This window comes from Vibrio sp. 03-59-1, from assembly GCF_013114135.1.
GTDB classification, from domain to species: Bacteria; Pseudomonadota; Gammaproteobacteria; order Enterobacterales; family Vibrionaceae; genus Vibrio; species Vibrio cortegadensis.
Genome location: NZ_VTYA01000013.1, coordinates 118,334 through 142,430 on the forward strand (window position 1 = coordinate 118,334; position 24,097 = coordinate 142,430).

Below are 24,097 nucleotides of genomic sequence, written 5' to 3' on the forward strand. Positions count from 1 at the left end.
AATTGGAAAATGGTGTAATAGTCATCATTTGAGTTTTGTGTCTAAGATAATTTACGCAATTCAATTTTTTCTTTTCAATTCGTCTCTTCCTCATAGTGCCATTATCGGGAAAGGTAGCAAATTTGCTTATGGCGGTATTGGGTGTGTTATACATAAAAGAGCGCGGGTCGGAAAAAACTGCACCTTTGGGCAAAACATTACTATAGGTGGTCGGTCTAAACATGTAGATGTCCCAATTATAGGGGATAATGTTTATATCGGTGCAGGTGCTCGCGTCCTTGGTCCAATAAATATTGGTGACAACGTGATTATTGCACCAAATGCAGTGGTTATCTCCGATGTACCACCATCAACCATTGTTGGTGGCATACCTGCAAAGGTGATCAAATCTGATATTGACCCTAGCAACTTTATTTAGGACTCGAGACATGTTTTTAAGTGGAATCTATATTAACTCTCCAATCTTTGTTCAGAATACATTGTTAAGTGTACGGGCATTAATTAGAGTTGTTATTCGTGAAGGAAAAAGTCAACAAGGCTTAACTAAAAAATTACTAGCACATGATAAAAACCTTAATCAGTTGAAGAAATATTCTGAATTAGAGTTAGATTCGGTGATTAAAAAATCAGAAACAGTACCAGCTTATAAAAATTCAAAGTTAGAGTCTGATGGATTAGAGAGTTTTCCTGTCATTAGTAAAGACGATATCAAATCGAATAGTGAAAACTTTGTTTCGGATGCAAAAAAGAAAAATGTTATTCATGGTGCAACAAGTGGCACTACTGGGACTCCTTTGTCCATCCCTCAAGATATTGAGTCGGTTATTCGCGAGCAAGCATTTGTTGCTCGCCACCTCGATTGGGCAGGTTATCAAAAAGGTGACAAGCGCGCGTGGATTCGAGGCGACATGATTGTTCCCTTAGAACAGAAGACCGTCCCATTTTGGCGATACTCATGGTTCGAAGATATGATTATGTTGTCATCCTTTCATATGACAAAAAATGCGTTACCACACTACATTAAAGCGATGGTTGATTTCGGTGTTGAAATTATTCAAGCCTACCCGTCATCAATCGTTACCCTTGCTAAATATCTAGAGTCGCAAGGCGAATATTACCCATTAGGCCTTAAGTCCATAATTACTTCTTCAGAATCGCTATCAGATGAAGACAGACGAGTAGTAGAAGACAGGTTCCAATGTACAGTTTTTGATTGGTACGGGTTATTTGAACGAGTGGCGGCAATCGCTAATTGTGAGCATGGTCGTTATCACGTGTTAACTGATTATTCTCATGTAGAGTTTTTTGACGCTGGGAATGGAACTCACGAAATCGTTGGAACCAATTTTAACAATAAGCATTTTCCCTTAATTCGATATAAAACGGGTGATCATGTCGTGTTGTCTGATGAGACCCACTGCCCATGCGGAAGAGTCTTCCCCATCATTAGTAAAATTGAGGGCCGTGTGGGTGATTATCTTATCGGTGAAGATGGTCAGAAGGTTTATATTTTGAACCACATTCCCAAAGAGGTAGATGGCTTACTTGCATGTCAATTTATTCAAAATGAACCGCGCTCAATCGTCATTTCGGCGGTCATAGATGAGACTGTGTTTGACTCAAACCAGGAATCAAAACTTATTGCTAACACCAAAGATAGATTGGGGCAAACAATGAGTGTGGGCATTAATTTTGTTAATTCTTTAGATCGAACACGAAATGGGAAAATAAGACAAGCAATATGCACAATCAAGGAATAGATGTGAATAAAAAAATTAATATTACAGTGGCAACCGATATTCATGGTCAAGGTGGTGTTGCTACCGTTTTAAGTGTCTATAAAGAGTGTGGTTTTTTCGAAAATAATCGAGTGAAATTAATTGCTAGTCACTCCTCTAACAATAAATGGGGACACCTTGGCGCAGCGCAGTTGTTCGTCATGTGCATATTCAAGTTAGCTTATTATATTTTATTTCATGACGTTGGTTTAGTTCATATCCATATGTCTTCACGTGGAAGTTACAAGCGTAAATCTCTGTTAGTCAGAATGGTAAAAGCATTAAACACTAAAGTGATTCTTCATCTACATGGTGCTGAGTTCAGAGAGTTTTACGCCAATGAATGTGATGAAAAGAAAAAAACGCATATCAGAAAAACTTTTGAAATGTCAGATAAGGTTATTGTTCTTTCGTCACACTGGCTTGATTGGGCGTATCAAACACTTAATAAGAGTGATCATGTCAATGTTATTTATAATGCAGTTCCAACTTTATCGATAAAGAGATCCGAAGTCCAACCTGGAACGATTGCTTTTTTGGGAAGGATTGGCCCACGTAAAGGTGCACTCGATCTCATTCATGCTTTCAAGCAAATTAAACATGCTTTACCACATGCAACATTAATGATGGCTGGTGATGGAAATATTTGTGAATACAAGGAAGAAGCAAAAAAGCTGGGTATTGACGACTCAGTTCACTTCTTAGGTTGGGTTAGTGGTCAGGAAAAATTAGATATCTTGAAAAAAGCGGACGTGTATTGTTTACCTAGCTACAACGAAGGGTTTCCTATGGGAGTCCTAGAAGCTATGTCTGCCGGTATTGCTGTCGTTTCAAGCTATGCAGGGGGTATTCCAGATGCCATATCTGATGGTGTTGATGGCCTGCTAGTTGATGCTGGAGATATCAAAAATTTAGAGCAAGCCTTGATCACTATGATTTCAGATCGTGATGCAAATAGAGAGTTTGTTAACGCGGCAAAGACTAAATTTGATGATAATTTTTCTCTTGATGCAATTATCCCTCAGATGCAAAAAGTTTATGATGATACGTTGGGCTCAGAAAATGAATAACATTGTTGATGTAAAAGATACTATTTTTCAACAGGCGAAGTTACGAAACTTTGCTGGATATGATCCATTTGATGGTTTGAATGCCCGTTTTTTCTGTCATTTCCCAAGCTTGAAAGATAGCATCGTTGGACTAGCTTGGATCCAATTATTTAAGCGTTCACCTATCAACTTTCGCCCGTTATTTGGGGTGCCTGAAAAAAGGAATCCTAAGGGGATCGGTTTATTTGTTTTAGGGATACTAGAAGAGTACAAAAGTACAAAGGACTCGAAATTACTTGCTGAAGCTGAAGAGTTAGGTAATTGGTTACTTGAACAAAATTGTGCTGGTGATGAATGGACCTCTTCTTGTTGGGGTTATCATTTTGACTGGAAAGCGCGTGCTTTTTTTGTTCCTAAAGGTAAACCTAACGTGATCACCACGGTTTATGTGAGTCGCGCATTATATCAACTCGGGCTCCAATTAGGACGCGACGATATGGTCAATACCGCCTTAAGCAGCGCTGACTTTATTGTGAACCATCTCTATACGAACATTGATAATCAGGAATTTTTTGCCTATATACCGGGTGAGACCGCTTTTGTCCACAACGCTAGTCTTTGGGCTGCTGCTTGGGTGGCATTTTCTGCCAGTCAAACCGGAAATAGGAAATATCGAGACTTGTCTTTAAGGATTGCTGCCCGTAGTGCTGGGCAACAATCTATAGATGGTAGTTGGGTTTATGGTGAACGGCACCATCACCAGTTTATCGATGGGTTTCATACTGGATACAATCTAGAAGCGCTGTATGAAATTAAAGCAGCGTTAGATACTGATCTTTTCGATGCGACGATAAAAAAAGGGCTCGACTATTATATCAATAATTTCTTCGAAAAAGATGGTACTGCGAAATACTATAATACTAATCGATATCCAATTGATCCTCATTCTGTCGCCCAAGCTATCATCACATTAATAAAAGTTGACCCTACATCAGAACATATCGATTTGGCGAAAAAAATACTGAATAACTCTGTTGATACTCTGTACTCAGCAGAGAAGAAACAATTTATTTATCAGAAGAATAATCGGTTCTCTATTGGAATCAATTACATTCGTTGGACCCAAGCTTGGATGTATTATTCATTTTCTGTTTATTCTAACCGAAATCATAACCACTCATAGCCATCCGAAATCACCAAGTAACATCGAAAAATACTGTTAGAGAAAAATTATGGAAAGCGAATTAGTTAACAAAGAAATAAATTTTTTAAATGTACCAATGCATGTTTTGTCTATGAAGGAAACGGTTGAAACAATAAAGCAGCGGGTTGCGGATCAGGTTTTTACTCAACATGTCGTTGTCAATGTCGCAAAGATAGTGAACATGAGAGCGGATGTTGAACTTGCTGATTCGGTCACTGAGTGCGATATCATTAATATTGATGGAATGGGGGTTGTCTGGGGGGCTCGTTTTATGGGCCATAATGTTGGGCAACGCGTGGCTGGTGTCGATCTGTTCCATGAACTTAATGCTATGGCAGAACAAGAAAAATTTCCTGTTTTCTATCTAGGAGCGGAGGAGCAGGTTGTCGGCAAAACAGCACAAATCATGCGAGAAAAACATCCTAACTTGGAGATCGCAGGTTTTCATCATGGGTACTTTTGGGATGATGAGCTTGCCTTGGTTCATTTAATTAAGGCATCTGGAGCTAAGCTACTTTTTGTAGCCATTACCTCTCCAAAAAAAGAAAATTTTATAAACAAGTGGAAAGATGAGCTTGGCGTCGACTTTGTTATGGGGGTTGGTGGAACATTTGATGTTGTTGCTGGAAAAGTTTCGCGAGCACCTTTATGGATGCAAAATTCTGGCTTGGAATGGTTATATCGAGTAATTCAAGAGCCACGTAGAATGTGGAAGCGATACTTGATAACAAACAGCAAATTTGCTTGGCTACTTATAAAAGCTAAATTAAGAAAATCTTAAGAAGTATGCCAGTGTACTTAGGTGCTTATCAAATTTAGGTAATTGCTCCTTATCATTCATGTTTTATTATAATTTATGCGTCATTGTTTAGGGCTTCCATGCATATCAACTCTTTTACGCAATTTAGAGCTATTGCAATCTTGTTTATCATTTCAGGGCACTCTTTTTCAGTGGTTGGGATGAGTTTTGATAGTTTATTTGATAAAGCTGTAATGAATTTTATATCGGGTGGGACGTCACTCTTTGTTTTTATCTCAGGGTTTCTGTTTCATCATGTATTTTATTCAAAGTTTAACCATAAAAAGTTCATCATTAAAAAATGTCAAAATGTGCTGTATCCATATTTAATCATAGGATTAGCTCCTATTACACTCTATGTGGTAACACAGAGTAGTGCCTTTGACGGATATTTCCTCCCCAATGGTGAGGGGATTTTAAGCGAATATATTGTACCCATTATTAAATATTATATCTCTGGAAGATTTATTACTGCTTACTGGTATATCCCATTTATCATGATAACCTTTTTTCTTTCTCCCATACACGTGATGTTTATTCGTTTAAACTTAAAGTTTCAGATGATGATTATCATACTATTATCACTAGTTGCGGTTTTCATCCATCGCCCAATTGATAATATCAATGTCATTCAGAGTTTTGTCTATTTTACACCAGTATACTTGATTGGAATGGTGGCCTCGATTCATAAAAACCACATATACAAATACTTAGGAAGTAAAGAAATTTATATCTTTGTTTTTATTTTCTTAGTGCTTTTATTGCAAATCTATTGGGGATGTGAGGGGAGTTCTCATAAACAGCCTTTTGAATTTGTGGGCTTAGATTTAATGTTTATTCAAAAGATTGCATTGTGTTTCTTCTTTATGGTACTTCTACATCGATTTGAGGACGTGGACAACAAATACATAAATGTTATTGCATCAACTAGTTTCGCTGCATTCTTTATCCACCCATTTGTTATCAGTATCATATCGAGGCTTAATTTACATTATATTCAATTAGACTCATGGTTGTTCTTTGTCTTTTTCGTTGGGTTGCTGCTATCAGCTTGTATTATTGCATCGTTATCCGTGAAAAAATTAATTCCTAATCATAGTAGGTATATCTTAGGCTATTAGCTTTGTTGACAAATATGTGGCATAAAAACCCTCTATGATGATGTTATAGGGGGTTTTTAGTTATTAGGATGCTAATTTATTGTTTAACCTATCAGTGGTTAACTGTGGCAACTGTAGTTCCCCGAGTTTTGTAGGATGAACTCGGAATCTTTAATGACCAATGAGCCATCATTAAATATAGTATAAAATACATTGCTGTTGCTGGTGCTTGTAGAGGGAAATCTACACTCATGTGAACAGTCATGCCTATAATTGCCATTAATGAAGACAGACCAATTCCACGCATTAGTCGGTTCTTTCTTCTTTTGAAGGCTTTAAGACCGTGGCGTGCGGAGAGCACAATCATTCCCCCTAACAACATGACAGTAACTAGGCCGTACTCTAATGTAAATTGGATATAATCATTATGTGTATGATCATAGAATAATTGGACATTACCTTGGTTATACGCCGGAAAAGTTGAATAGAAAGTACCAGCGCCAAAGCCTGATAATGGTCTTTCTTTAACAGCAGCAAGTGAGTATTCAATCACATCATCTCTGGACTCTGTTTCTAAACTCGTCGCCACAAGCCTTTGCTTTATTTTCTCAAGTCCAAACCAATTACTGACGATAAATGTATCCACAATGAATAGACTGAAAATTAAAATATAAACACTTTTTGATTTCAACTTATAGTGTTTTAGCAACAGGGCACACCCTACAACTAGTGCAATAAAGAAAGACACATTTCCCATCCTTGAACGTGTCAAAACCAATGCGATAACCATTATTATTAGCCCGAGGCGCACAAACGTTTTGTCATTGAGTAGTACAGACAAAAAATGAGCCATATTGTTTTTGATCCCAACGGATTTTGAGTCTGCTAGCTGAGCTGTCAACAGACCAAAGCCAATACAAAGGTTTAGCATTAAGAAGTTAGCCAGATGATTATGATAGACAAAACTGCCTGATGCTCTACTTCCAAGTGGCAATTCAAATATTAATGAATGGTCAAGATGGAGTAGGTTGATAACGCTTGCATAAAAAGCCTGAGTGATACCGGCTGCGAGCATGACAGTGGCAAGCAATTTTAGTGTTGTTGAATTATAGATAAGCACTGAAGATACTAAACAAAGTTGCAGATAGTGAAATCCCTTAAGCGCAGAGACTAACACTAACCCAGGATCTTGAGATAAATGCAGGTTCGGAATGCTTTGAATGAGTGACCATGTTGCTGTTATCAGAAGTGGTAATACGATGACAATTGTACGTTTTATGCAGTTGACCCAATGCTTTAATGGGAAGATAAACAGGCAAGATAGCATTATCAGAGCAAGCCATATTTCGTTGAAAGACCAAGCAAGTGGGCGGTTGCTTCCTAGAGGTATGGGGAGCCAGAAGATGAAAATTAAGAACAGGGTAAAGGTTATTTTTTCTATAAAAGGCATACGATAGTTCATCAAATGACGAAGGTTAGCTTAACCAACCTCCGGGGTAAGGGGATTATAATAGAGTGCTAATTCGTTGATGCGGTACCGCCGCCGCTACCACTACCCGTTCCTATAGTGGATGTGTTTCCAGGGTTTGTCAGAACAGGGGGGGTTGGTAGTGTCGTAGGTACATCCGTAACCGGTAAGTTAGCAATAGGTAAGTTTCCGTTTTCGGGAGCACTAATTGCAGGTGCATTATTCACTGGTGTATTACTCACAGGTGCATTGTTTGCGATAGGAGTGTTATCGGCAGCCAGAGAGTTGATCGTTATCGGAGAACTAGCAACTGCAGGCGTATTCGTCGTTAAAACTGGTCTGTTCGCCGCAGGTGTATTAACTGTTTCAGAAGTTCCATCTGCTGTCGGGGAGTTGACAAGGATAGAGTTATCGTTTGTCACAGGTAAATTATCAGCGGCAACTAATGCTCCAGCGGTCGGTGTACCTGCGGCTGTTGGTTCAGTAATGCTTGCCGGGTCAGCACCGCCACTAATTGCAGCTAAAATTATATCTGTTGGATCCATCGCTCCTATTTTAGCCACAGCATCAACGATCTCTTGCGCTAGAGCTGGATTTACTTCTACAGCAATTTGTACAAGTTCAGCTTGTAAATTTTTAGGTGCGATTTCAACAAGCATTGCTGTTAATTCTGCAATATCACTATTAGGAACAATTTCCAAAACCGACTTTAGGATTTCTGCCATTAAAGTGGGTTGTATTAAAGAAGCCAGTTTAGCTATTTCTTTTGCCATTTTAGGGCATTGTGCAGACAATTTCTTGACTAAGCCTACAAGATCATCTGCCTGCTCTAACTGTTCTTTTATTGCCTCAGTGCTTGAACAAGCCGTGTTTGTTTTATTGTTTATATTAGGTAACGTTAATGCAACGGTTAATCCTAATGAAATTGTGATGAGTAGTACTAGCCAAAGTGTTTTTTTCATGTCTGTATCCTATATTTCAGATAGACAAATTATAATTATGTTATTGCTGCTAATATAGGATGGCTAGAGTAAAAACCGTCTATTTCTCATTTGTAAGGCGATCTGATTATGTCTATTTTCCAGATAATTAGGTTTTTTCGACAATATATTTTTTCGTTCGATATTTTAGTTGACCATGAGCATGGTTGAGCATATAAGCGATAACAACAGCAAAAGTTATACCGGATAAACTTGCTGTAATATCTAGCCAAGAGAATGTCCTCGTACTTGAAAATATTTGTAAACTTTCATCAATCAAACAAAATGAAGAAATTGTAATAAAAGCGAAGATCGTACTGAATTTAACGCCATGCAATGCTGTAAGTACCCTAATAAACATCAATGCAATGAGCAAAGCGCAGATAAAATGTAAATATAAATCTCCCCCGAGGTAGTACTCCAACAAATATGTGCTATTGCCATGGCTATTCAATGTTTTCGATAGAGAGAGTAGAGCGGTGCCCAGTGAGATTAAGGTCAAAACGAGCAGTGCTATCGGGCGTCTATTAATCACTTTATTTATTGTGGAATTCATTGTAGAAACCTATCGCAAAGAGGAACATTCTTATTATAGTCTCTAGAGTGTTTAACAATAGCAGTACATACAGAGTGTAATTGGCCTTGTGATTTAAGGTAACGATACATGTCACCCCTGGTTTTGGGATGAGTTAAAGCTCGTGCTGCATGATCTAGCGCTAGTTTTTTTTGTGGTGAGGTAAATAATTGCCAGTTTATGAGTCCTATTTGTGAAACGGTTTGGTTTACTTTAGGCGTAAATGGCCCATATTTATCGGCTTTATTTATATATTGCACGATATTTTTACTATCTAATTGCGAGTCGACTACAATCAAATCGGCCCAAGTATCAGGCCATATTGGTCTTAATGATGCGCTTTCTAAATAAGCATTTTTAGCGTGGATCAAACTATTTTTTCTGTCAGTTGAATTCTTGAGAAAGGCTTCCCACTCATAGATCTTACCTAGTATATTAAAGTAGTGAGGATGAGAAGGTTGGAGACTAATTGCTTTTAATGCGATTGTTTTTGTTTCTGATACGTTTTCTAATGTTACGCTATCTGGACGAATGGACCAACGCTCTATATTTTTCTCGGCAGCAGAGGCGTAGACAGATGCTACGCCAAAGCAGAATGAGAAATATACCATCGCCAAGGCCCCAAAGATGGCAAGCCATCTAAGAGGTTTGAAATAAAAATTATATTGTACTTTTGAGTTGGCCATTAAGAGTTTTCAGAACCATAGTAGGATTGGTACTGATGATATCCACCATAATGTGCTGCTTTCTTGACGTTTAGTTTGTTTAGAATAACGCCATCAATTCTGACGCCTTGCTGTGCTAATTTTCCGACCACATCACGGACAACTTTAGTTCTAGTATGTGCCGCATTAATGACTAATATCGTCGAGTCGACATATTGAGTCAGCATAAAGCTATCACTTACGGCAAGGCAAGGTGGTGTATCAATAACAATCCTTGTGTAGACAGTTTTTAGCTTATTTATTAATAATTTAAATTCCTCTGAAGAAATCAGTTCTAACGGGTTATTGGTTAAAACACCTGCCGTCAAAATATCTAAATTCGACTCTTCATCTGTGTATATGCAGTCTTTATAGCTATGAGTTCTAGTGAGCAAGTTGGTTACACCAGGTTGAGACCCTGGAACATCAAAGCGATGTGCAATAGATGGTTTTCTTAAGTCGCAATCTATAAGAAGTGTTTTTTCCATTTGTGAAAGCGAAAAAGCTAAGTTGATGCTTGAAGTTGTCTTTCCTTCTTCTGGCAACGATGATGTGACCATCACAACATGGGCTTCTTTGTTGGTGTTGGCGAGCAAGTATCCTGTTCGAATTGTTCTGATCGCTTCTGTTAAATCTCTGAATTTACTATCAAAGTAGGACTTAAGCTTTAACTGACCTTTCACTTTTATTTCTGGAATTACGCCTAAAATGCTTAATGAAAGCTGTTTTTCTACTTGTTTGATATCAACGAACGTGTCATTGACTGCATCGGCCATGAATGCCATGACACAAGCAAATCCGAAAGAGGCTATGAAAACCAGTACCACAATTAGTTTTCTGTTTGGCTTGCTTGGTGACAATGGAGGATTTGCAAAATCAGTAAAACGCGCAATGGTCGCATTAAAGTCACTGGATGCGCTGGTCTCTTTCTGACGACTAAGAAATAGGTCAAATAGCTCGCTATTGGTTTGTACTTCGCGTTTTAATTCAGAATATTTTGCATTTTTTACAGTGAGTGTTTGAAACTCTAGTTTTCTTTTCTTTAATTCTCTATGTAATGACTTTTCCGCCTGCTTCGCTGCTTGAAGTTCATTATTGATACCATTTAATAACTGTCTGAGTTCAGAGTTCAGGTTTCGTTTTACGGATGTTAATTCTGCTTGTGCTGACTTGAGAGATGGGTGTTTAGGACCGTAACGTTTAGATAAGTCTGAAACCTTTCTTTCAGCTTGAACTTCAGCGAGTTTTACATCACGTATAATAGGGTGATTGGATATTTCAGGAATAGAGGCGAGCGAAGACAAATCACTATCTTTACGGCTGTATGATTGAGCGACTAAAAACAGAGTTTCAGCTGCAACTCTGCGATCTCTGGTTTTATTGAGTTGTGATGTTAGCTCGGCAAGTTCTTGAGATGCTAAGCTCTCTACACCTTTGATATCAACCAGACCTTCGGTTTTTAAGAAGTCTTGCATTTGTGCTTCAGATGTTCTTAACTTTCCTCTTAACTCTTCCATGCGATTGTTTAGCCATGTATTGGCTTTCAACTCGACTTCCAGTTTTGCTTCAATGTGGCTATCCATAAAAACACGACCAATTTCATTGGCAATGTTTGCTGATAGTTTTGGATCCTTGCTTGTATAAAGAATACTCACGAGCTGAGTTTTTCTGATAGGCCTAATTTCTAGGCCCCGCTTGAATTTGGCAAGAACCAAGCGGCTGTTGCGATACGCTGCCGCTTCTATTGACGCAGGAACCTCTTCTTTTTTGAAGGCTTTCAAGACTGGAAATTGTTCAAAAATGTCAATATTCAATCCAAACATTGGTTTTTTTTCAACGGTTGGATCAAATTCTGGATTACTGTTTAAATTTAGACGAGCAATAACCTCTTCAGCAATTCGATCTGACTTCAAAATTTCAATTTGAGTAAGGTAGTATTCCTGGCTTTTTGTATCAATACCGTAAACGTCTTCGATGGAGACCGCTTTTGCTTGTTTTGATTCAATGAGCAATGAAGCTTTTGCGGTATATTGTGATGGTATTGATAGCACAATCAGAACTGCAATTGCTGTCATCATTATTGAGAATAGGAGAATGCGCCATTTGTAGTTCAGTAAAATGGTAAAGTAGTGGCGAATATTCAGAGGTTCATCTGTATTCAATTTATTGTTAATTAATGAGTTTTCCATGGGAGACCTAAAAAAAGCTTTCTTCGATAGTGAGAATGTCACCGGGCTGAATTTTGTGAAGCAAGGTAACTTTTGTTGCCTTGATATTTGGATCATCACTTGACGAGATATAGATATTCTTTTTAGATGCTCGTTCGGTAAAGCCGCCAGCAATTGTAATGGCTTTATTTACTGTTAAACCAGGGTTGTATGGGTAGCTACCCGAATTCTCGACTTCACCATTAATGTAATATGGGCGATATTCAACCACACTTACGAATACATTCGGGTTGATCAAGTAGCCGTCGAGTAACCCATCGTGAATATCTACTTTTACTTCTTCTATCGTTTTGTCTTTGAGTTTTACTTGCCCTAAGAATGGGTAGTCTATTTGCCCGCTATCACTGATGCGAATTTCCATAGAAAGCTCAGGTTCATTATAAACTTGAATTTTTATTTGGTCGCCAACACCTAACTTGTATAGCGCTTCACTTGCCAGAACAGACAAGGACAGACAGCTTAAAATAATTACTAGCACGTACTTCATCGTAAGTTACATCACACCTTCAATGGCCAAATAATAGATATTCTGATCATAATTCATTGTATTTATATTGGAGTCTTTGGACTCAATACCATAGCCTAGTCTGAGAGTTAGCCATCGGCGAAAATCATAGTCAAAATTTAAAGTAAGGTTGGTCGTTTCGTCTTTTCGTGCCGATCCAATATAGTCTTCGTCCAATCGTGATATTTCAGCTTTAGTTGAAACTTTTTGATTCCAGTTATGGACCCAATTGACGTTATAGTTTTTCGCATCAATAGCATTACCAATCCCATCAGCATCCATAGAGCGTCTATTGGTGATGAGTTGGATGGCTGAATATGATCTAATGAGATAAGTGACATTAATATCCCAGGAGAATGATTTAAAATCATCTCGTAAGGATGAATCAAAGTTCTTATATTGCGCACCAAGTTTTGCACTACCTTGTAGTTTCTCTGTCGCGTCCCAAGATGTGCCCAAATAAGTAAAGTAGTGCTTACTGTCCTTGGATGATGAACCTGGAGCCGTAAGGTCATAGGTTCTATCGTTCGCTATGATTTGAAACAGCAGAGATGTTTTTGGAAGTGCATCGTAATAAAATGTGCTATTGAAGCGTAGCTCTTCCCAACTTTGATATTGGGTGACTTGTTGATTATTTTTGTAATCAAGCTCTCCCCATCCTAGATTTGTTTCTAGTTTTCCTTTGCTATTGTCGCCACCGTAGATGTAACCAATGTTCACTTGAGTACTGTGGTATTTGTTGTATAAAAGGTTGAGAGTTTCTTCGTTATCACCGCGGCTTTCATGAGCTAATGCAAGTGAATAGTTTAGGTTCACTTTGTGTTTTGAATGAAGATCCCACTGACTTGACCAATCAAAGAAATGATCGGTAAAGTTATCTTTACTTGAGCTAAAAAAATCACCACGCTGTAGGCGGTAAACGGCTACATGTTTTTGCCCTGTTGGTTCAAATGCGACGCTTACTCCAGGCTCTACAATGGAAAAGCTAGAGCGATCAAAATTACTGTCTGATTTAGCGATATTATCATTGTAACCTGCTGATAAATTGAGAAAGGGCACGATGGCGATCCCTGACTCAGTTATGATGGGATGCGGCTCTGGCTTAGCAAGTACAGCCGTTGCGCTAACTAGTGTTAAGCTGAATAAAACCGCTGGCTTCACGTTGGAAAATTTCATTTGAGTACACTTAGTCCATTTCTAGTAGGCATTTTTGCCAACGAATCCTTTAAAAATCGTTAAGAAAACAATTTTAATGTCAAACCACAGAGACCAATGGTGTATGTAGTCCAAATCAAATTGAACTCTTTTTTCCATTTTATCGAGCGTATCTGTTTCGCCACGCCAGCCATTAATTTGGGCCCATCCAGTGATGCCAGGCTTTACTTTATGTCTTAGCATGTATCGATTAACAATGGTGCGATACTCTTCATTATGGGCAACGGCACGTGGATCGTTCTTAGTTGCTTGCACTACTTTAGAACCGTTATCCGTGACACTCATACTCCTGAATTTCCATACTTTAATCTTCTTCCCATCTAATCCATATCGCATCTGCTTAAAAATAATGGGGCCTGGTGAGCTCAGTTTTACGCCAATAGCCACGGCAATGAGTACAGGACTTATAAGAATCAGTATCAAAGTGCTTAATACAAGGTCTTCAAACCTTTTTAACCATGTTGCGAGTTTATTTCCATTGAATGGTGTGTCTGAGATACTAAAAGCATTAACGTCACCAATGGTATACCAACGAGAGTGAAGCAAATTGAAAGTGAAAAAATCAGGAACAATATAAGTGTTAACTGTACTGTCAGAAAATGCATCTAAAATAGTACTGATTCTATTCTGAGCCTGCATTGGCAACGCTATATAAACACTTTTTACTTTGCCATTTTTCGCTAACTTCAAAGCATCATTGACTTTACCCAAAACAGATATTTGGCTATTTAGTCGATCAACTTTTCTATCATCATAGAATCCAGCCATTTTTATTCCAAATTTTGGATTATTAGTAAGGCTTTCAGATAATCTTAAACCTTGGGGAGTCATACCAATGATTACAGCATCAGTAGTATGTATTCCTTTCTTGTGTAAATAATAAACAAAAGTAAAGGCAATTGAACGCCAAAATAAGAGGAAAAATAGCGTTCCTATAAACCAGAATCCTAAAATTAAGCGAGAAAAATCGTGACCAGTTTTTGTGAAATACCCAACTAATGCTAAACAACAAACTGAAAATCCCCAGCAGCATGCGGTATGTAGTGATAAATCGCGGATCTTTGTTGTGTGCCAACCACTATATATATCAAGGCTTTCGGCTATAAAGCTATAGAATAAAACACCCAATAATCCCATTGAAACATACGACATATTTACAACATGATTATGGTACTTTATTGCTACATACATAGTAACCAGTATTACAAAAGCATCAATTAACCGATAGAAAACCTTACCTTGATAACTCGTAATACGGATTTTTCCTTTTTCACCCATAAACAAGATCTCCTACCTGCTATTGGTTAAAACATAAATTAAGTAGCGCATTCTCATATTAAGTAGCAGTGATTACAATAGTAGGTAGTGCATCAAAAATAAGACAGTGATGATATTTGTTGTTTATTTTATTATTGATGAAGCTTGGTGAGATTAAATTTAATTTCAGTGTTTGTTTTCTATCCATGTTCTTAATATATGTCGTTCTTTTTATAAGTGACCAATGGTAAGTCAAATATATAATGAATCATTATTGAGATGTCTCAAGTTAGAGAATATTTCTAGGAATCTATTGCAATGTAAATGATCTAGTGTTGCTTTATGAGCCATATCGAGATTCACTTTATTCTGAGAGGGGGAGTGACGAGGAAAGGTGTCTGAACTTTGTAGATATATCCTGATAAGTCGTTGAATAGCGATATACAGGGTTTAGGTTAAAATACACAACGAAAAGTGGGCACTAGTCGCTATGTATTTTAGTTAAGTGTATTAAGAGCTAAGTCTTAATTATTCGCGGCGAAGTAGAGCGTGCTCGACCACCAATTTGCACCGTTATGGGATAGAGCTAAAATTGATGACACTCAGTTGTCCATCAGTAAGGCTGACTTCGAATACCTGATTCACTGGAAGAGGAATACTTAAACCATCGTATTGCTCTGAGTCATCACCACTGGCGTCGCAACTGAGCGCCACTGTGTACTCTCCTGGTTCCAAAAAGCCAAATGCGTATTCATTCTGTTCATTGACCGCAACCGAAGCATGAGGAGCGATGCTTCCTTGTGGAACAGGATTATTCTGTACTATGTCACCATCAAACAAGTCAACGAATAACGAGCTATCGAGTTGATGGCCTTGATAGAGATAAACGAATCCTAAACCATCCACGTTGCATTCATTGCCAAGTAACAAATTGGGTTCAACAGCACCAGCAAGAGAGGAGGAGATATCATTATTAATAATCGTCACGCCATGTGGTTTTAAAATGTAGCCGTTATTATTGTTTGAGTTACCCCTCATCACCAATGCTTGGCGTAGATCAAACTCGATCACATAACTTTCATCGCTACCTTCAATAACCAATTCACCAAGACGTAACTTATTACTTGGTTGTTTCAGAGGCAGTTGGCCAAGAGTGTCATCCACGACGTAATTTAACCCAGCATCTGGTGATATATGTAGGATCACATTTTGGTAAGTTCCTATTGGGACTTGCTGATCTTCCACTAAAACAAAAGTATCGGTATTTTGATATTGAATGAGATCGACTTGTGCGTAATCTTTTGCGCCGTTCTCCGAACTAATATCGATAAAGATCGAATCATCTTCTTGTACTAGCTCAATTTGATGAAAGGCAATGACAACTTCTGATGCAGTGTCTACTGGCGCATCAGACACAGCGACAGTGACATTTGAGTAGTGTGGTGTTGAACTCTCCCCCCCGCAGCCAATGAATAGCACAGGGCTGCACAGTAACAATGCTGAAGTGATGTATCTCATAATGAAAGCTCCATGAAGTACCTTCCATTAGTATGGGATAGTTCAGTCATGCTATTCGGGTTAGGACAAGTAAGTGCTGAAAAACGGCAGGAAAAAGCAGAAAAGTACAAACGAAAACTAAAATGAGAGTATTTAGGAAATATGACAATCTGAGAAGAGTAGAGCTTGATACAAGAAACCCCAGACGAAAAAAAACCGCTAAATAATTAGCGGTTTCTTCAAAAGTGGTGGAGGGATAGGGATTTGAACCCTAGAACCGCTATTAACGGTTGCCGGTTTTCAAGACCGGTGCTTTCGACCACTCAGCCATCCCTCCAGTGCGGTGAATAATATAAGGACTCTAAAAACTTGTAAAGCCCTAATGAGTTCGTTTGGCCAAATTATGCGCATTTATAGCAAAAAAAATTATTCGCATATTTTAAAGGTAAGCATTTTGTTATATCTATATGGATTTTAAAGGGTTTGTTAACTAAATGCTGAGTTCTATTTACTCATTAATGGGCAGATATTTTGCTAGGAAAAAATAAAGGGGGAGCTCAATAAGCTCCCCACTTTAAGTATCTAAATCTTGATGCTACTTACTTTTGGTGTAAAACCTTTGCAGCTCAGTTAACCCTTGCATTAAGACGGGTAATTTAGGGTTCTGATCTTTCAAGCGATTATAGTTGCTGTCGTAAAGCTTATAGTTACCAAACTTATCAATCACAGTTGTTTTGTTGCTGGTAATCAGTGCTAACTCTCGGCTATCACCCGCCAAAATCCACTTACGTTTGTTCTCATCAAATAGACTTTTACCGCTGCTAAAATCATTTGGGTTGGAAGAAACACCTAGTAGATCTTGCAATAGTGTGACTGAGAAATCTAGGTGGCTAGATTGATGAGTAAATTGAGCGGCAAGTTTGCCTGGCCAATGAATGACCATAGGTACCTGTAATTGGTAGCGACTGTAATTACCGTTAGAGCCCCAGCTATTCGTTTGGGTTTCATTGAATTCGCTACCGTGATTTGAAGTAATAACGACAATAGTGTTTTGCAATAGCTCTAAATCATTAAGAGATGAATAGAGCTTGCTTAGTTCAATATCAGCCGCTTGAGCCGATTTTGCGTAATCAATCTGGAAGCGATCACTTGCTTCTAATGTATCGGTATGATCACCATAATCACTAAAATTGTCTACGGTTGTCAGTTCGATGAAGCTAAACCAAGGAGAAGAAGCTTGGTTTTTAACCCAGATATCCCAGTTATTAATGGCTGAGCTATCACTATGAGGCTCATTATCACTATTCTCTTGTTGATTCGCTAATTGCTGGCTGCGGAAAATAACTTCTGAATAGAGAGTGTCATCGAAGTTATCACCACTAAATAGTCCAGTGGAATAACCTTGATCTTCTAAAACCGAAAGAAGAATAGGACTTGTGCCTTGCGCTTTAATGCTACTTGCATAACTGCTTGGTAGGCCATAAAACAACCCAAACATACCGTACATATCATTGCTAGAGCTGTAGTGGTTGGTAAAGTTCAAGTTATCTTGAGCAAATTGATAGCTGTTAGGCATCGTCTCTGCATTTAACATATCCGCCCGAAGGTTATTGACGCTTACGATCAATACATTCAAGTTTTCGCCACGGCGGTTAAACTGGATCGTTTCGAGTGGGTATCGAACTAAATCAACATTATTCTCATTTTGTTCTAAGCGTTTTAAGTATTCATCACGGTCCAGCAAACCATGTTTTTCCATAAAGCTTTTTGCTGTCATTGGGTAAGACAGTGGAAAGTTGGCTTTCTGGCTTGTTATTGGGCCATAAAAATAGGCGTCGGCCCAAATATAGACGACATGGCTGGCCATGAAGCTCAAAAAGAAGACGGCAGCCAAAGGGCGACCAATATGTTTATGTGACAGTTTTCTTTGCTTACGCCAAACCCATTCCGATAATCCAAGTTCCAATAGAAATATCAAAGGTAGAACAATAAATAGGTGTTGCAGTTCTGAACTTACTGCACTTTTGTCATCGGTGAAAAGTAACTCCCAGACGACAGGCGTTAAGTGTAAGTTGATACTCTGGTAGGCTTGTGTATCGACGAGTAGAACGGTTAATCCTACCGTAGCAAAACAGACGGCGATTAATCTGAACAGTTTACGGGAGGGGATCGCAAACGTAAGTGGAAAAAGAATCAATAGGTAGAGAGCGAAAACCAAGAACCCAAAATGCCCAACCCAAGAAAAAGCCAAATAGCTTTGTCCTAAAAGAGTTTCAGGCCAAGGTGATTGGGTGATATAACGTGTACCAACAAGCATCGCCGCTATGATGTTGAAAAAAGCAAACCAATGCCCCCATCCAACTAGTCGTGATACTCGTTCACCGTAAGAATTTCCGCTATCTACCATTTATTGTTCTTTTATCCGTTCTGAAATTAGTGGGTTTTTGTTTCAGCTAGTGAAGACACTAAGGCTTGAGCAAATTTTTCAGCAATTGCAACACGTTGTGAAGCAGCAACGTTCTGATTTAAGACATTGGTTGCGATATTTCCCGCAATCATCAGTGAAAGCTCAGGAGTAGCACTGTGTTTCTCAAGTACTGCAGCTACTTCTGCTAGGATAGTTTCAACTTGTTGATCGCTGTATTTAGATGTAATCGGCATAAAGACTCTAATAATGATAGTAAAAGCGGCTTATAATAACCTACTATTCACTACAACTGAAACCTGAACGATAATATTTTCTATGAGCCTTAATCTATCCAATGTTATTTTACACCAACTTCGCAAAAACGATCAGGAAGAACTGGTCGTTAACTACCGTGCAGAATCCTTAGCGAATGATTCATCAACAGAAAGTTTAGTTGCTGAACTGCATCGTGTATTCAACTCCAAAGCAGGCAAGGGTTTTGGTTCTTTTAAAGAGGACAGTGATTTTCAGCAATGGTTGCAAGAGCTTCGTAAAAATGAGCGTAGCTTCTACGATTTTTCTCAGGCCAGTGCTTTACGTCTCAAAGATGAGCTGTCTAAATACCCATTTGCAGATGAAGGTACCCTCGTTTTAGCGGAGTACCAATCACTTTCTACAGACTACCTTTTTATTGCGTTATTACCTTCGAATGAGAGCCTAAAAGTCACCGAAGGCCTTGATATCAGCGCAACTGATTATCTTGATATTTCGAAAATGGACATCGCGGCTCGTATTGATCTCTCTAGCTATGAAACTGATAAAGATTCCAATCGTTACTTGGCCTATATCAAAGGCCGTGTTGGTCGCAAAGTCGCTGATTTCTTCTTAGATTTCTTACAAGCTGAAGTAGGGCTTGATACTAAACAGCAGAATCAGGTCTTGATGCAAGCTGTTGAAGATTTTGTTTCAGATTCTAAACTAGAGAAAGAAGAAGCAGTAAGCTATAAAAAGCAGGTTTATGATTACTGTAATGAGCAGCTTAAATCGGGTGATGAAGTTGAAGTGAGCGAATTGTCCGGAGAGTTGCCAGCAAGCACCGATGGAACCAGTTTCTTAGATTACACTCAAGAGCAAGGGTATGAACTCGAAGAGAGTTTCCCTGCAGATCGTTCTACCATTCGAAAGCTAACGAAATATGTGGGTGCTGGTGGCGGGCTAAATGTGAGCTTTGATAGCTTACTTTTAGGAGAGCGTGTTTTCTACGATCCAGAAACGGATACATTAACCATTAAAGGAACCCCTCCAAACTTGAGAGATCAATTAACTCGAAATAAATAAAGGGGTAAGATGAAAGGTGAGTTTTTAAAATGCTCACCTTTCTTATATGCTTGTTATTCAAGCATTAAAATATGGACATGATTTATGCAACGGCAGATGGGATATAGTCTTCAATTTAAAATTATTCTAGTTACTCTTGTTTTGTGGGGGATTAGCTCGGTATTTCTTGTGTTACAGAGCCGTACTGCCCATCAAAATTTGGTTGCAGTTGAAGAGTTGGGGAACCGAGTCAATGATCTTCGTAGTACATTATACTTCCCAGAACCGTTTCGAGCCGTACAGGTTGATGACATAGCCCTTGATGTTCAGCTCATTTACTCATTACGTCTGCAAGTTGAATCGAATTTCAAATCTAAACCATTTCTGCCTGATGTGAACCAACTGCTGTATGTTACCGATCGCTTTTTAGAAGATGTTCGAGATTTTCTGTCAGTTGAAATAAAAGTTAAAAATTTGGCACAAGATATCAATGAATCAAGAGCGCATAGCGATAATTCGGAGCAAGTGGTAAACCTATATAACGAAATTTCGGCATACACTTTCCAAGCGTTGTATGCGGAAAGTCAATCGAATTCAGAAATATACCGAGCATTTGATCGTATTTTGATTGCTTCACAAGCTTTAGATCAGGATGAGCGTAAGCAACTACAGGTACAATTATCAAGTGCATCGGTGCTATTAAGTGAGTATGCGCAGGTAAACTATTACGTAGAGAAATTAATTAAACATTCAGTTCACGATCAGCTTTCTGCTCTTGAAGATGAACTTCATGACATGCAAGGCATGTATATGATGTTGGCAATAGTGTTAAGTTTTATTGCTCTTTCAATGCTTACATTTATCCGATTTTTTGTCCAAACATCGAGTGAAAGTGCAAGCGCTGTCCAAAATGGAGAGCATGAGTTGATTGAAGGTGGTGATGGTGAGCCTTTGAATGATGCAGAAGTTATGGCATTCTCTGAGGAGAGGGCAACGGAGGCTGTTCGAAATACTCACGATATTGATGAACCAGCATGCCATCAGCCACAGAGTACCGATGTTCTCGATAGTGATGTACTGGGTGATTCTGATCAAGATCGTATCGAGAAACAAAAAGCGATAGATGCACCAAATGCTTCAGCAGTCATTGATATAGAAGCAATGCTTGCAACCATGAATGGTGATGACGAGTCAGTCGCAATGTTATTAGAGGTGTTTATTCAAGATCACACTAATGATGCCATTTCACTAAGGGAGTTGCTTGATACCGACCTAGAGGCTGCGCAGCGTAAAGCTCATAGTTTGAAAGGGGTGGCGGGGAGTTTGGGAGCTATGCCTTTAAGAGAAATTGCGACTGAAATTGAGATAGCCCTAAAACAGTCAGAACCCGTCAGTGAGGCTCAGCTGAGTACTTTATCTAAAGCTCTCGCTGATGCCATATCAGCAACGAAAGAATATTTACAGTTAGATTGAGATTAGAGTTTAGAGATGAAATCAGTAATCAATACGATATATGAAGATAAATTAGTCGAATTAAAAAATAAGATCAGCGATCAACAACTTGCTGTAAAACTAACAATTGTCACCGTTGGGGATGATCCGGCAAGTAAAGTCTATGTAAATAATAAAATTCGATTGTTCTCCGAGCTCAATCTAGAGTGCAATCACATCACATTACCGCAAGTTGGAACAAGTCAGTCAGATCTTGATGGTTTAGCTGCATCGGCGACACATCCTATTTTATTTCAGCTTCCGCTACCAAATGGGCTTGTTGCACCCGATCTTCCAGCCGTTGTGGATGTTGATGGGTTTGGCTCTGAAGCGTTAGGTTTGTTGGTTTTAGGGCAGAGTGCGGTTTTGCCATGCACCGTCCAAGCGACAATCGATATTATTGCAGCTCATTGCGGTGAATATAATTTTTCAGGCTTAAAAGTTGCGGTCGTCGGGCGCAGTAACATTGTTGGTAAGCCGTTGGTTATCGAATTGATTAATCGCCAAAGTACCGTAGCAAGTTTCAACAGTCGCTCTGATCTTAATGTGGTTGATTGGAACAAGTACGATGTCATTGTAGTGGCGACGGGGGCTCACGGTATTTTAGATAACTCTCAGTTTATTGAAGGCCAGCTTATTATTGATGTTGGTATTAATCGCGTGAATGGAAAGTTAGTAGGTGATATTAAACACCACGATGGCATTCTATCTTCTGCGGCTATTACGCCAGTACCAGGAGGCGTTGGTCGGTTAACGTGTTTACATGTATTGGGTAATGCGATTAAGCTTGCTGAGATTTACGGTAAAGATTAATTTTAGTAAATATTCAATGTCATTACTACGGCTTGAATTTTATTATTAAAAATAATTCTAGCTATTGGGTTCAATAGTGAACCTAATAGCTAGATGTGTTATTTATTTAAACCTGATCAATCTTAATATTAAAGCATCATAACTTGAGCGGTTAATAAAATAGTACCAAAGGCAAGTAAGAACAGAACAATGGGGAATACAAATTTGACCCATTTATTAAATGGGATTCCCAGCATTTGGAGTGTTACAAGAACTAGACCTGTTGGCGCTAAGAATAGCATCGCATATTGGCCCCAGTTATAGGCAGAGACCACAATATCTCTTGGAATTCCCACCGTGTCAGCGAGTGGAGCCATAATTGGCATCGATAATACCGCTAGCCCCGATGAAGAAGGGACAACCAAACCTAGGAAGAAAAAGACAAACATTTGAGAGACAGCAAAAATACTCCCATGCATACCAGAAACCAAATCGGAAGCATAAGCTAAAATAGTGTCAGATATCATTCCCTGTTCAAGGACAATATTCACTCCACGCGCCATACCAATAATGAGAGATACTGCTACCAACTCAGATGCACCTTGAGTAAACGCTTCTACCGCCTCCTTCTCACCAAGCCCCGAAATGAAAATAATGATGATCGCAATCGTTAAGAAAGATGCTGCCATTTGAGGGAACCACCAACCAGCCATTGATACACCCCAAACCATCATAGGAAAGGCGATAGCAAAGAGCGTGAGAATGATCTTTCTACGAAGAGTAAACGGTGTTTTTTGCTCCATATTGCTGTCTTTCAAAAATCGTTGTTTAAACGATTCTCTATCAGAGTAAGTATATGAAAACGAAGGATCGGCTTTGATTTTTTTACAGTACCAGTACAGATAGCCAATCACGGTTGCAGTGCCGACAACCAAGCCGAATGCTCTTACTCCTAAGCCTTCTGTAAAGGAGATACCCGCAGCGTTAGATGCAATGACGACTGAAAACGGGTTAATGGTAGAGAATGCAGTACCAATAGAGGCCGCTAAAAATATGGCACCAACACACACAATCGAATCAAAACCGAGGGCAAGGAAAATTGGAACAAGAATAGGGTAGAAGGCGACCGCTTCTTCCTCTAGACCACATGTTGTACCTCCTAAAGCCATCACGACACACACAAGTGCAACAAATAAAAACTCGCGACCTTTTGTTTTCTCGGAGAGGCTTATTAGGCCAGCGTTAAACGCACCTGTTTTATTGATAACGCCGATCATCCCCCCAAGAATCAAAATAAATACGATAATATCGGCACCCTCAATTGTGCCTTCCACCATGCTGACAGCAATATCTCCTAAACCTTTTGGGACATTTTCTAATTGCAAGTAAGTATCGGGTATCGCGATGGGTTTACGAATCGTCCCACTAGTAAATTGCTCAATATCAATATTGACATTTAATTCTTTTAATTCGCTTTGAGTCGCTGTTACTGTCGTTACATTGCCCATTGGGCTGGTAATATCTAATGTATTATCGCTAGCGTTATATGACAGTTTTGAATACGAGCCTGCGGGAATAACCCATGTAAGCCCGATCGCAATGATCATAATGATAAAAAGAATGGTAAAAGCAGTAGGAAACTGAATAGATCTATTTGATTCTTTTGCAATCTGCATAATATATCCTCTAGATTATATTTGGCGGATAGACACTAGCCAAGTGATCGTAAAAT

At 38.9% G+C, this 24,097-nt stretch carries 21 protein-coding genes and 1 tRNA gene; 9 read left to right on the forward strand and 13 right to left on the reverse strand.

The annotated features are described in order from the left end of the window. Nucleotides 1-37: 37 nt before the first annotated feature. The 6 genes from F0249_RS14285 (at nt 38) to F0249_RS14310 (ending at nt 5,951) form a co-directional block, all read left to right on the forward strand. Nucleotides 38-418: a serine O-acetyltransferase gene (locus F0249_RS14285; protein WP_241807285.1), complete on the forward strand. Its 381-nt coding sequence runs from the start codon at nt 38-40 to the stop codon at nt 416-418. Between the two features lie 10 nt (nt 419-428). After that, nucleotides 429-1,760, forward strand: a complete 1,332-nt coding sequence (locus F0249_RS14290; protein ID WP_171757047.1) for a phenylacetate--CoA ligase family protein — start codon at nt 429-431, stop codon at nt 1,758-1,760. Between the two features lie 2 nt (nt 1,761-1,762). Next, nucleotides 1,763-2,848: a glycosyltransferase gene (locus tag F0249_RS14295; protein ID WP_171757048.1), complete on the forward strand. Its 1,086-nt coding sequence runs from the start codon at nt 1,763-1,765 to the stop codon at nt 2,846-2,848. After that, nucleotides 2,841-4,010 (forward strand): aspartate-semialdehyde dehydrogenase, encoded by a 1,170-nt coding sequence (locus F0249_RS14300; RefSeq protein WP_171757049.1) that lies wholly within the window; start codon nt 2,841-2,843, stop codon nt 4,008-4,010. Before F0249_RS14295 ends, F0249_RS14300 begins: the two co-directional genes overlap by 8 nt. A 49-nt stretch (nt 4,011-4,059) precedes the next feature. Continuing rightward, nucleotides 4,060-4,812: a WecB/TagA/CpsF family glycosyltransferase gene (locus F0249_RS14305; protein ID WP_171757050.1), complete on the forward strand. Its 753-nt coding sequence runs from the start codon at nt 4,060-4,062 to the stop codon at nt 4,810-4,812. A gap of 98 nt (nt 4,813-4,910) precedes the next feature. Next, a complete protein-coding gene (locus tag F0249_RS14310) occupies nt 4,911-5,951 on the forward strand; it encodes an acyltransferase (protein WP_113799991.1) in 1,041 nt (346 codons plus the stop codon). Between the two features lie 91 nt (nt 5,952-6,042). On the opposite strand, the gene F0249_RS14315 is transcribed toward F0249_RS14310, so the two are convergent. The 12 genes from F0249_RS14315 to F0249_RS14370 all read right to left on the reverse strand — a co-directional run bounded on the left by F0249_RS14315 (nt 6,043) and on the right by F0249_RS14370 (nt 19,019). Beyond that, the gene (locus tag F0249_RS14315; protein WP_171757051.1) at nt 6,043-7,380 is read right to left on the reverse strand and encodes an O-antigen ligase; all 1,338 of its coding nucleotides are present in this window, start codon (nt 7,378-7,380) and stop codon (nt 6,043-6,045) included. A 68-nt stretch (nt 7,381-7,448) separates the two neighbouring features. Next, the gene (locus F0249_RS14320) at nt 7,449-8,360 is read right to left on the reverse strand and encodes a hypothetical protein (protein ID WP_171757010.1); all 912 of its coding nucleotides are present in this window, start codon (nt 8,358-8,360) and stop codon (nt 7,449-7,451) included. 127 nt (nt 8,361-8,487) lie between these two features. Next, nucleotides 8,488-8,934 carry a VanZ family protein gene (locus F0249_RS14325; RefSeq protein WP_017053508.1) on the reverse strand — a complete coding sequence of 149 codons (447 nt, stop codon included), beginning with the start codon at nt 8,932-8,934 and terminating at the stop codon, nt 8,488-8,490. Continuing rightward, nucleotides 8,931-9,638, reverse strand: a complete 708-nt coding sequence (locus tag F0249_RS14330) for a VpsP family polysaccharide biosynthesis protein (protein ID WP_171757052.1) — start codon at nt 9,636-9,638, stop codon at nt 8,931-8,933. The genes F0249_RS14325 and F0249_RS14330 overlap by 4 nt, the downstream gene beginning before the upstream one ends. Next, nucleotides 9,638-11,845, reverse strand: coding sequence for an exopolysaccharide regulatory tyrosine autokinase VpsO (gene vpsO, locus F0249_RS14335; protein ID WP_113799922.1), 2,208 nt, complete (start codon nt 11,843-11,845; stop codon nt 9,638-9,640). Before vpsO ends, F0249_RS14330 begins: the two co-directional genes overlap by 1 nt. A gap of 7 nt (nt 11,846-11,852) precedes the next feature. Beyond that, the gene (vpsN, locus tag F0249_RS14340; protein ID WP_017053511.1) at nt 11,853-12,371 is read right to left on the reverse strand and encodes an exopolysaccharide export protein VpsN; all 519 of its coding nucleotides are present in this window, start codon (nt 12,369-12,371) and stop codon (nt 11,853-11,855) included. 6 nt (nt 12,372-12,377) lie between these two features. Further along, nucleotides 12,378-13,565: an outer membrane beta-barrel protein gene (locus tag F0249_RS14345; protein WP_136994292.1), complete on the reverse strand. Its 1,188-nt coding sequence runs from the start codon at nt 13,563-13,565 to the stop codon at nt 12,378-12,380. Between the two features lie 21 nt (nt 13,566-13,586). Continuing rightward, nucleotides 13,587-14,882, reverse strand: coding sequence for a sugar transferase (locus F0249_RS14350; RefSeq protein WP_171757053.1), 1,296 nt, complete (start codon nt 14,880-14,882; stop codon nt 13,587-13,589). Between the two features lie 552 nt (nt 14,883-15,434). Beyond that, the gene (locus F0249_RS14355) at nt 15,435-16,379 is read right to left on the reverse strand and encodes a DUF4382 domain-containing protein (RefSeq protein WP_017053514.1); all 945 of its coding nucleotides are present in this window, start codon (nt 16,377-16,379) and stop codon (nt 15,435-15,437) included. Nucleotides 16,380-16,604: 225 nt separating this feature from the next. Continuing rightward, nucleotides 16,605-16,695, reverse strand: a tRNA-Ser gene (locus F0249_RS14360). A 258-nt stretch (nt 16,696-16,953) separates the two neighbouring features. After that, complete coding sequence (locus F0249_RS14365) at nt 16,954-18,765, reverse strand: DUF3413 domain-containing protein (RefSeq protein ID WP_171757054.1); 1,812 nt, start codon at nt 18,763-18,765, stop codon at nt 16,954-16,956. Between the two features lie 26 nt (nt 18,766-18,791). Beyond that, on the reverse strand, nt 18,792-19,019 hold the full coding sequence (locus F0249_RS14370) for a YejL family protein (protein WP_017053604.1): 228 nt from the start codon (nt 19,017-19,019) through the stop codon (nt 18,792-18,794). Between the two features lie 82 nt (nt 19,020-19,101). Between F0249_RS14370 and yejK the strand changes: the two genes are divergently transcribed. The 3 genes from yejK (at nt 19,102) to F0249_RS14385 (ending at nt 22,386) form a co-directional block, all read left to right on the forward strand. After that, on the forward strand, nt 19,102-20,103 hold the full coding sequence (yejK, locus tag F0249_RS14375) for a nucleoid-associated protein YejK (protein WP_017053605.1): 1,002 nt from the start codon (nt 19,102-19,104) through the stop codon (nt 20,101-20,103). Nucleotides 20,104-20,199: 96 nt separating this feature from the next. Next, nucleotides 20,200-21,555, forward strand: coding sequence for an Hpt domain-containing protein (locus tag F0249_RS14380; protein WP_171757055.1), 1,356 nt, complete (start codon nt 20,200-20,202; stop codon nt 21,553-21,555). A gap of 15 nt (nt 21,556-21,570) precedes the next feature. After that, nucleotides 21,571-22,386: a bifunctional 5,10-methylenetetrahydrofolate dehydrogenase/5,10-methenyltetrahydrofolate cyclohydrolase gene (locus F0249_RS14385; RefSeq protein WP_171757056.1), complete on the forward strand. Its 816-nt coding sequence runs from the start codon at nt 21,571-21,573 to the stop codon at nt 22,384-22,386. 128 nt (nt 22,387-22,514) lie between these two features. Here the strand turns inward: F0249_RS14385 and F0249_RS14390 are convergent, their stop codons facing one another. After that, nucleotides 22,515-24,041, reverse strand: a complete 1,527-nt coding sequence (locus F0249_RS14390) for a YfcC family protein (RefSeq protein ID WP_113799936.1) — start codon at nt 24,039-24,041, stop codon at nt 22,515-22,517. Between the last annotated feature and the right edge of the window lie 56 nt (nt 24,042-24,097).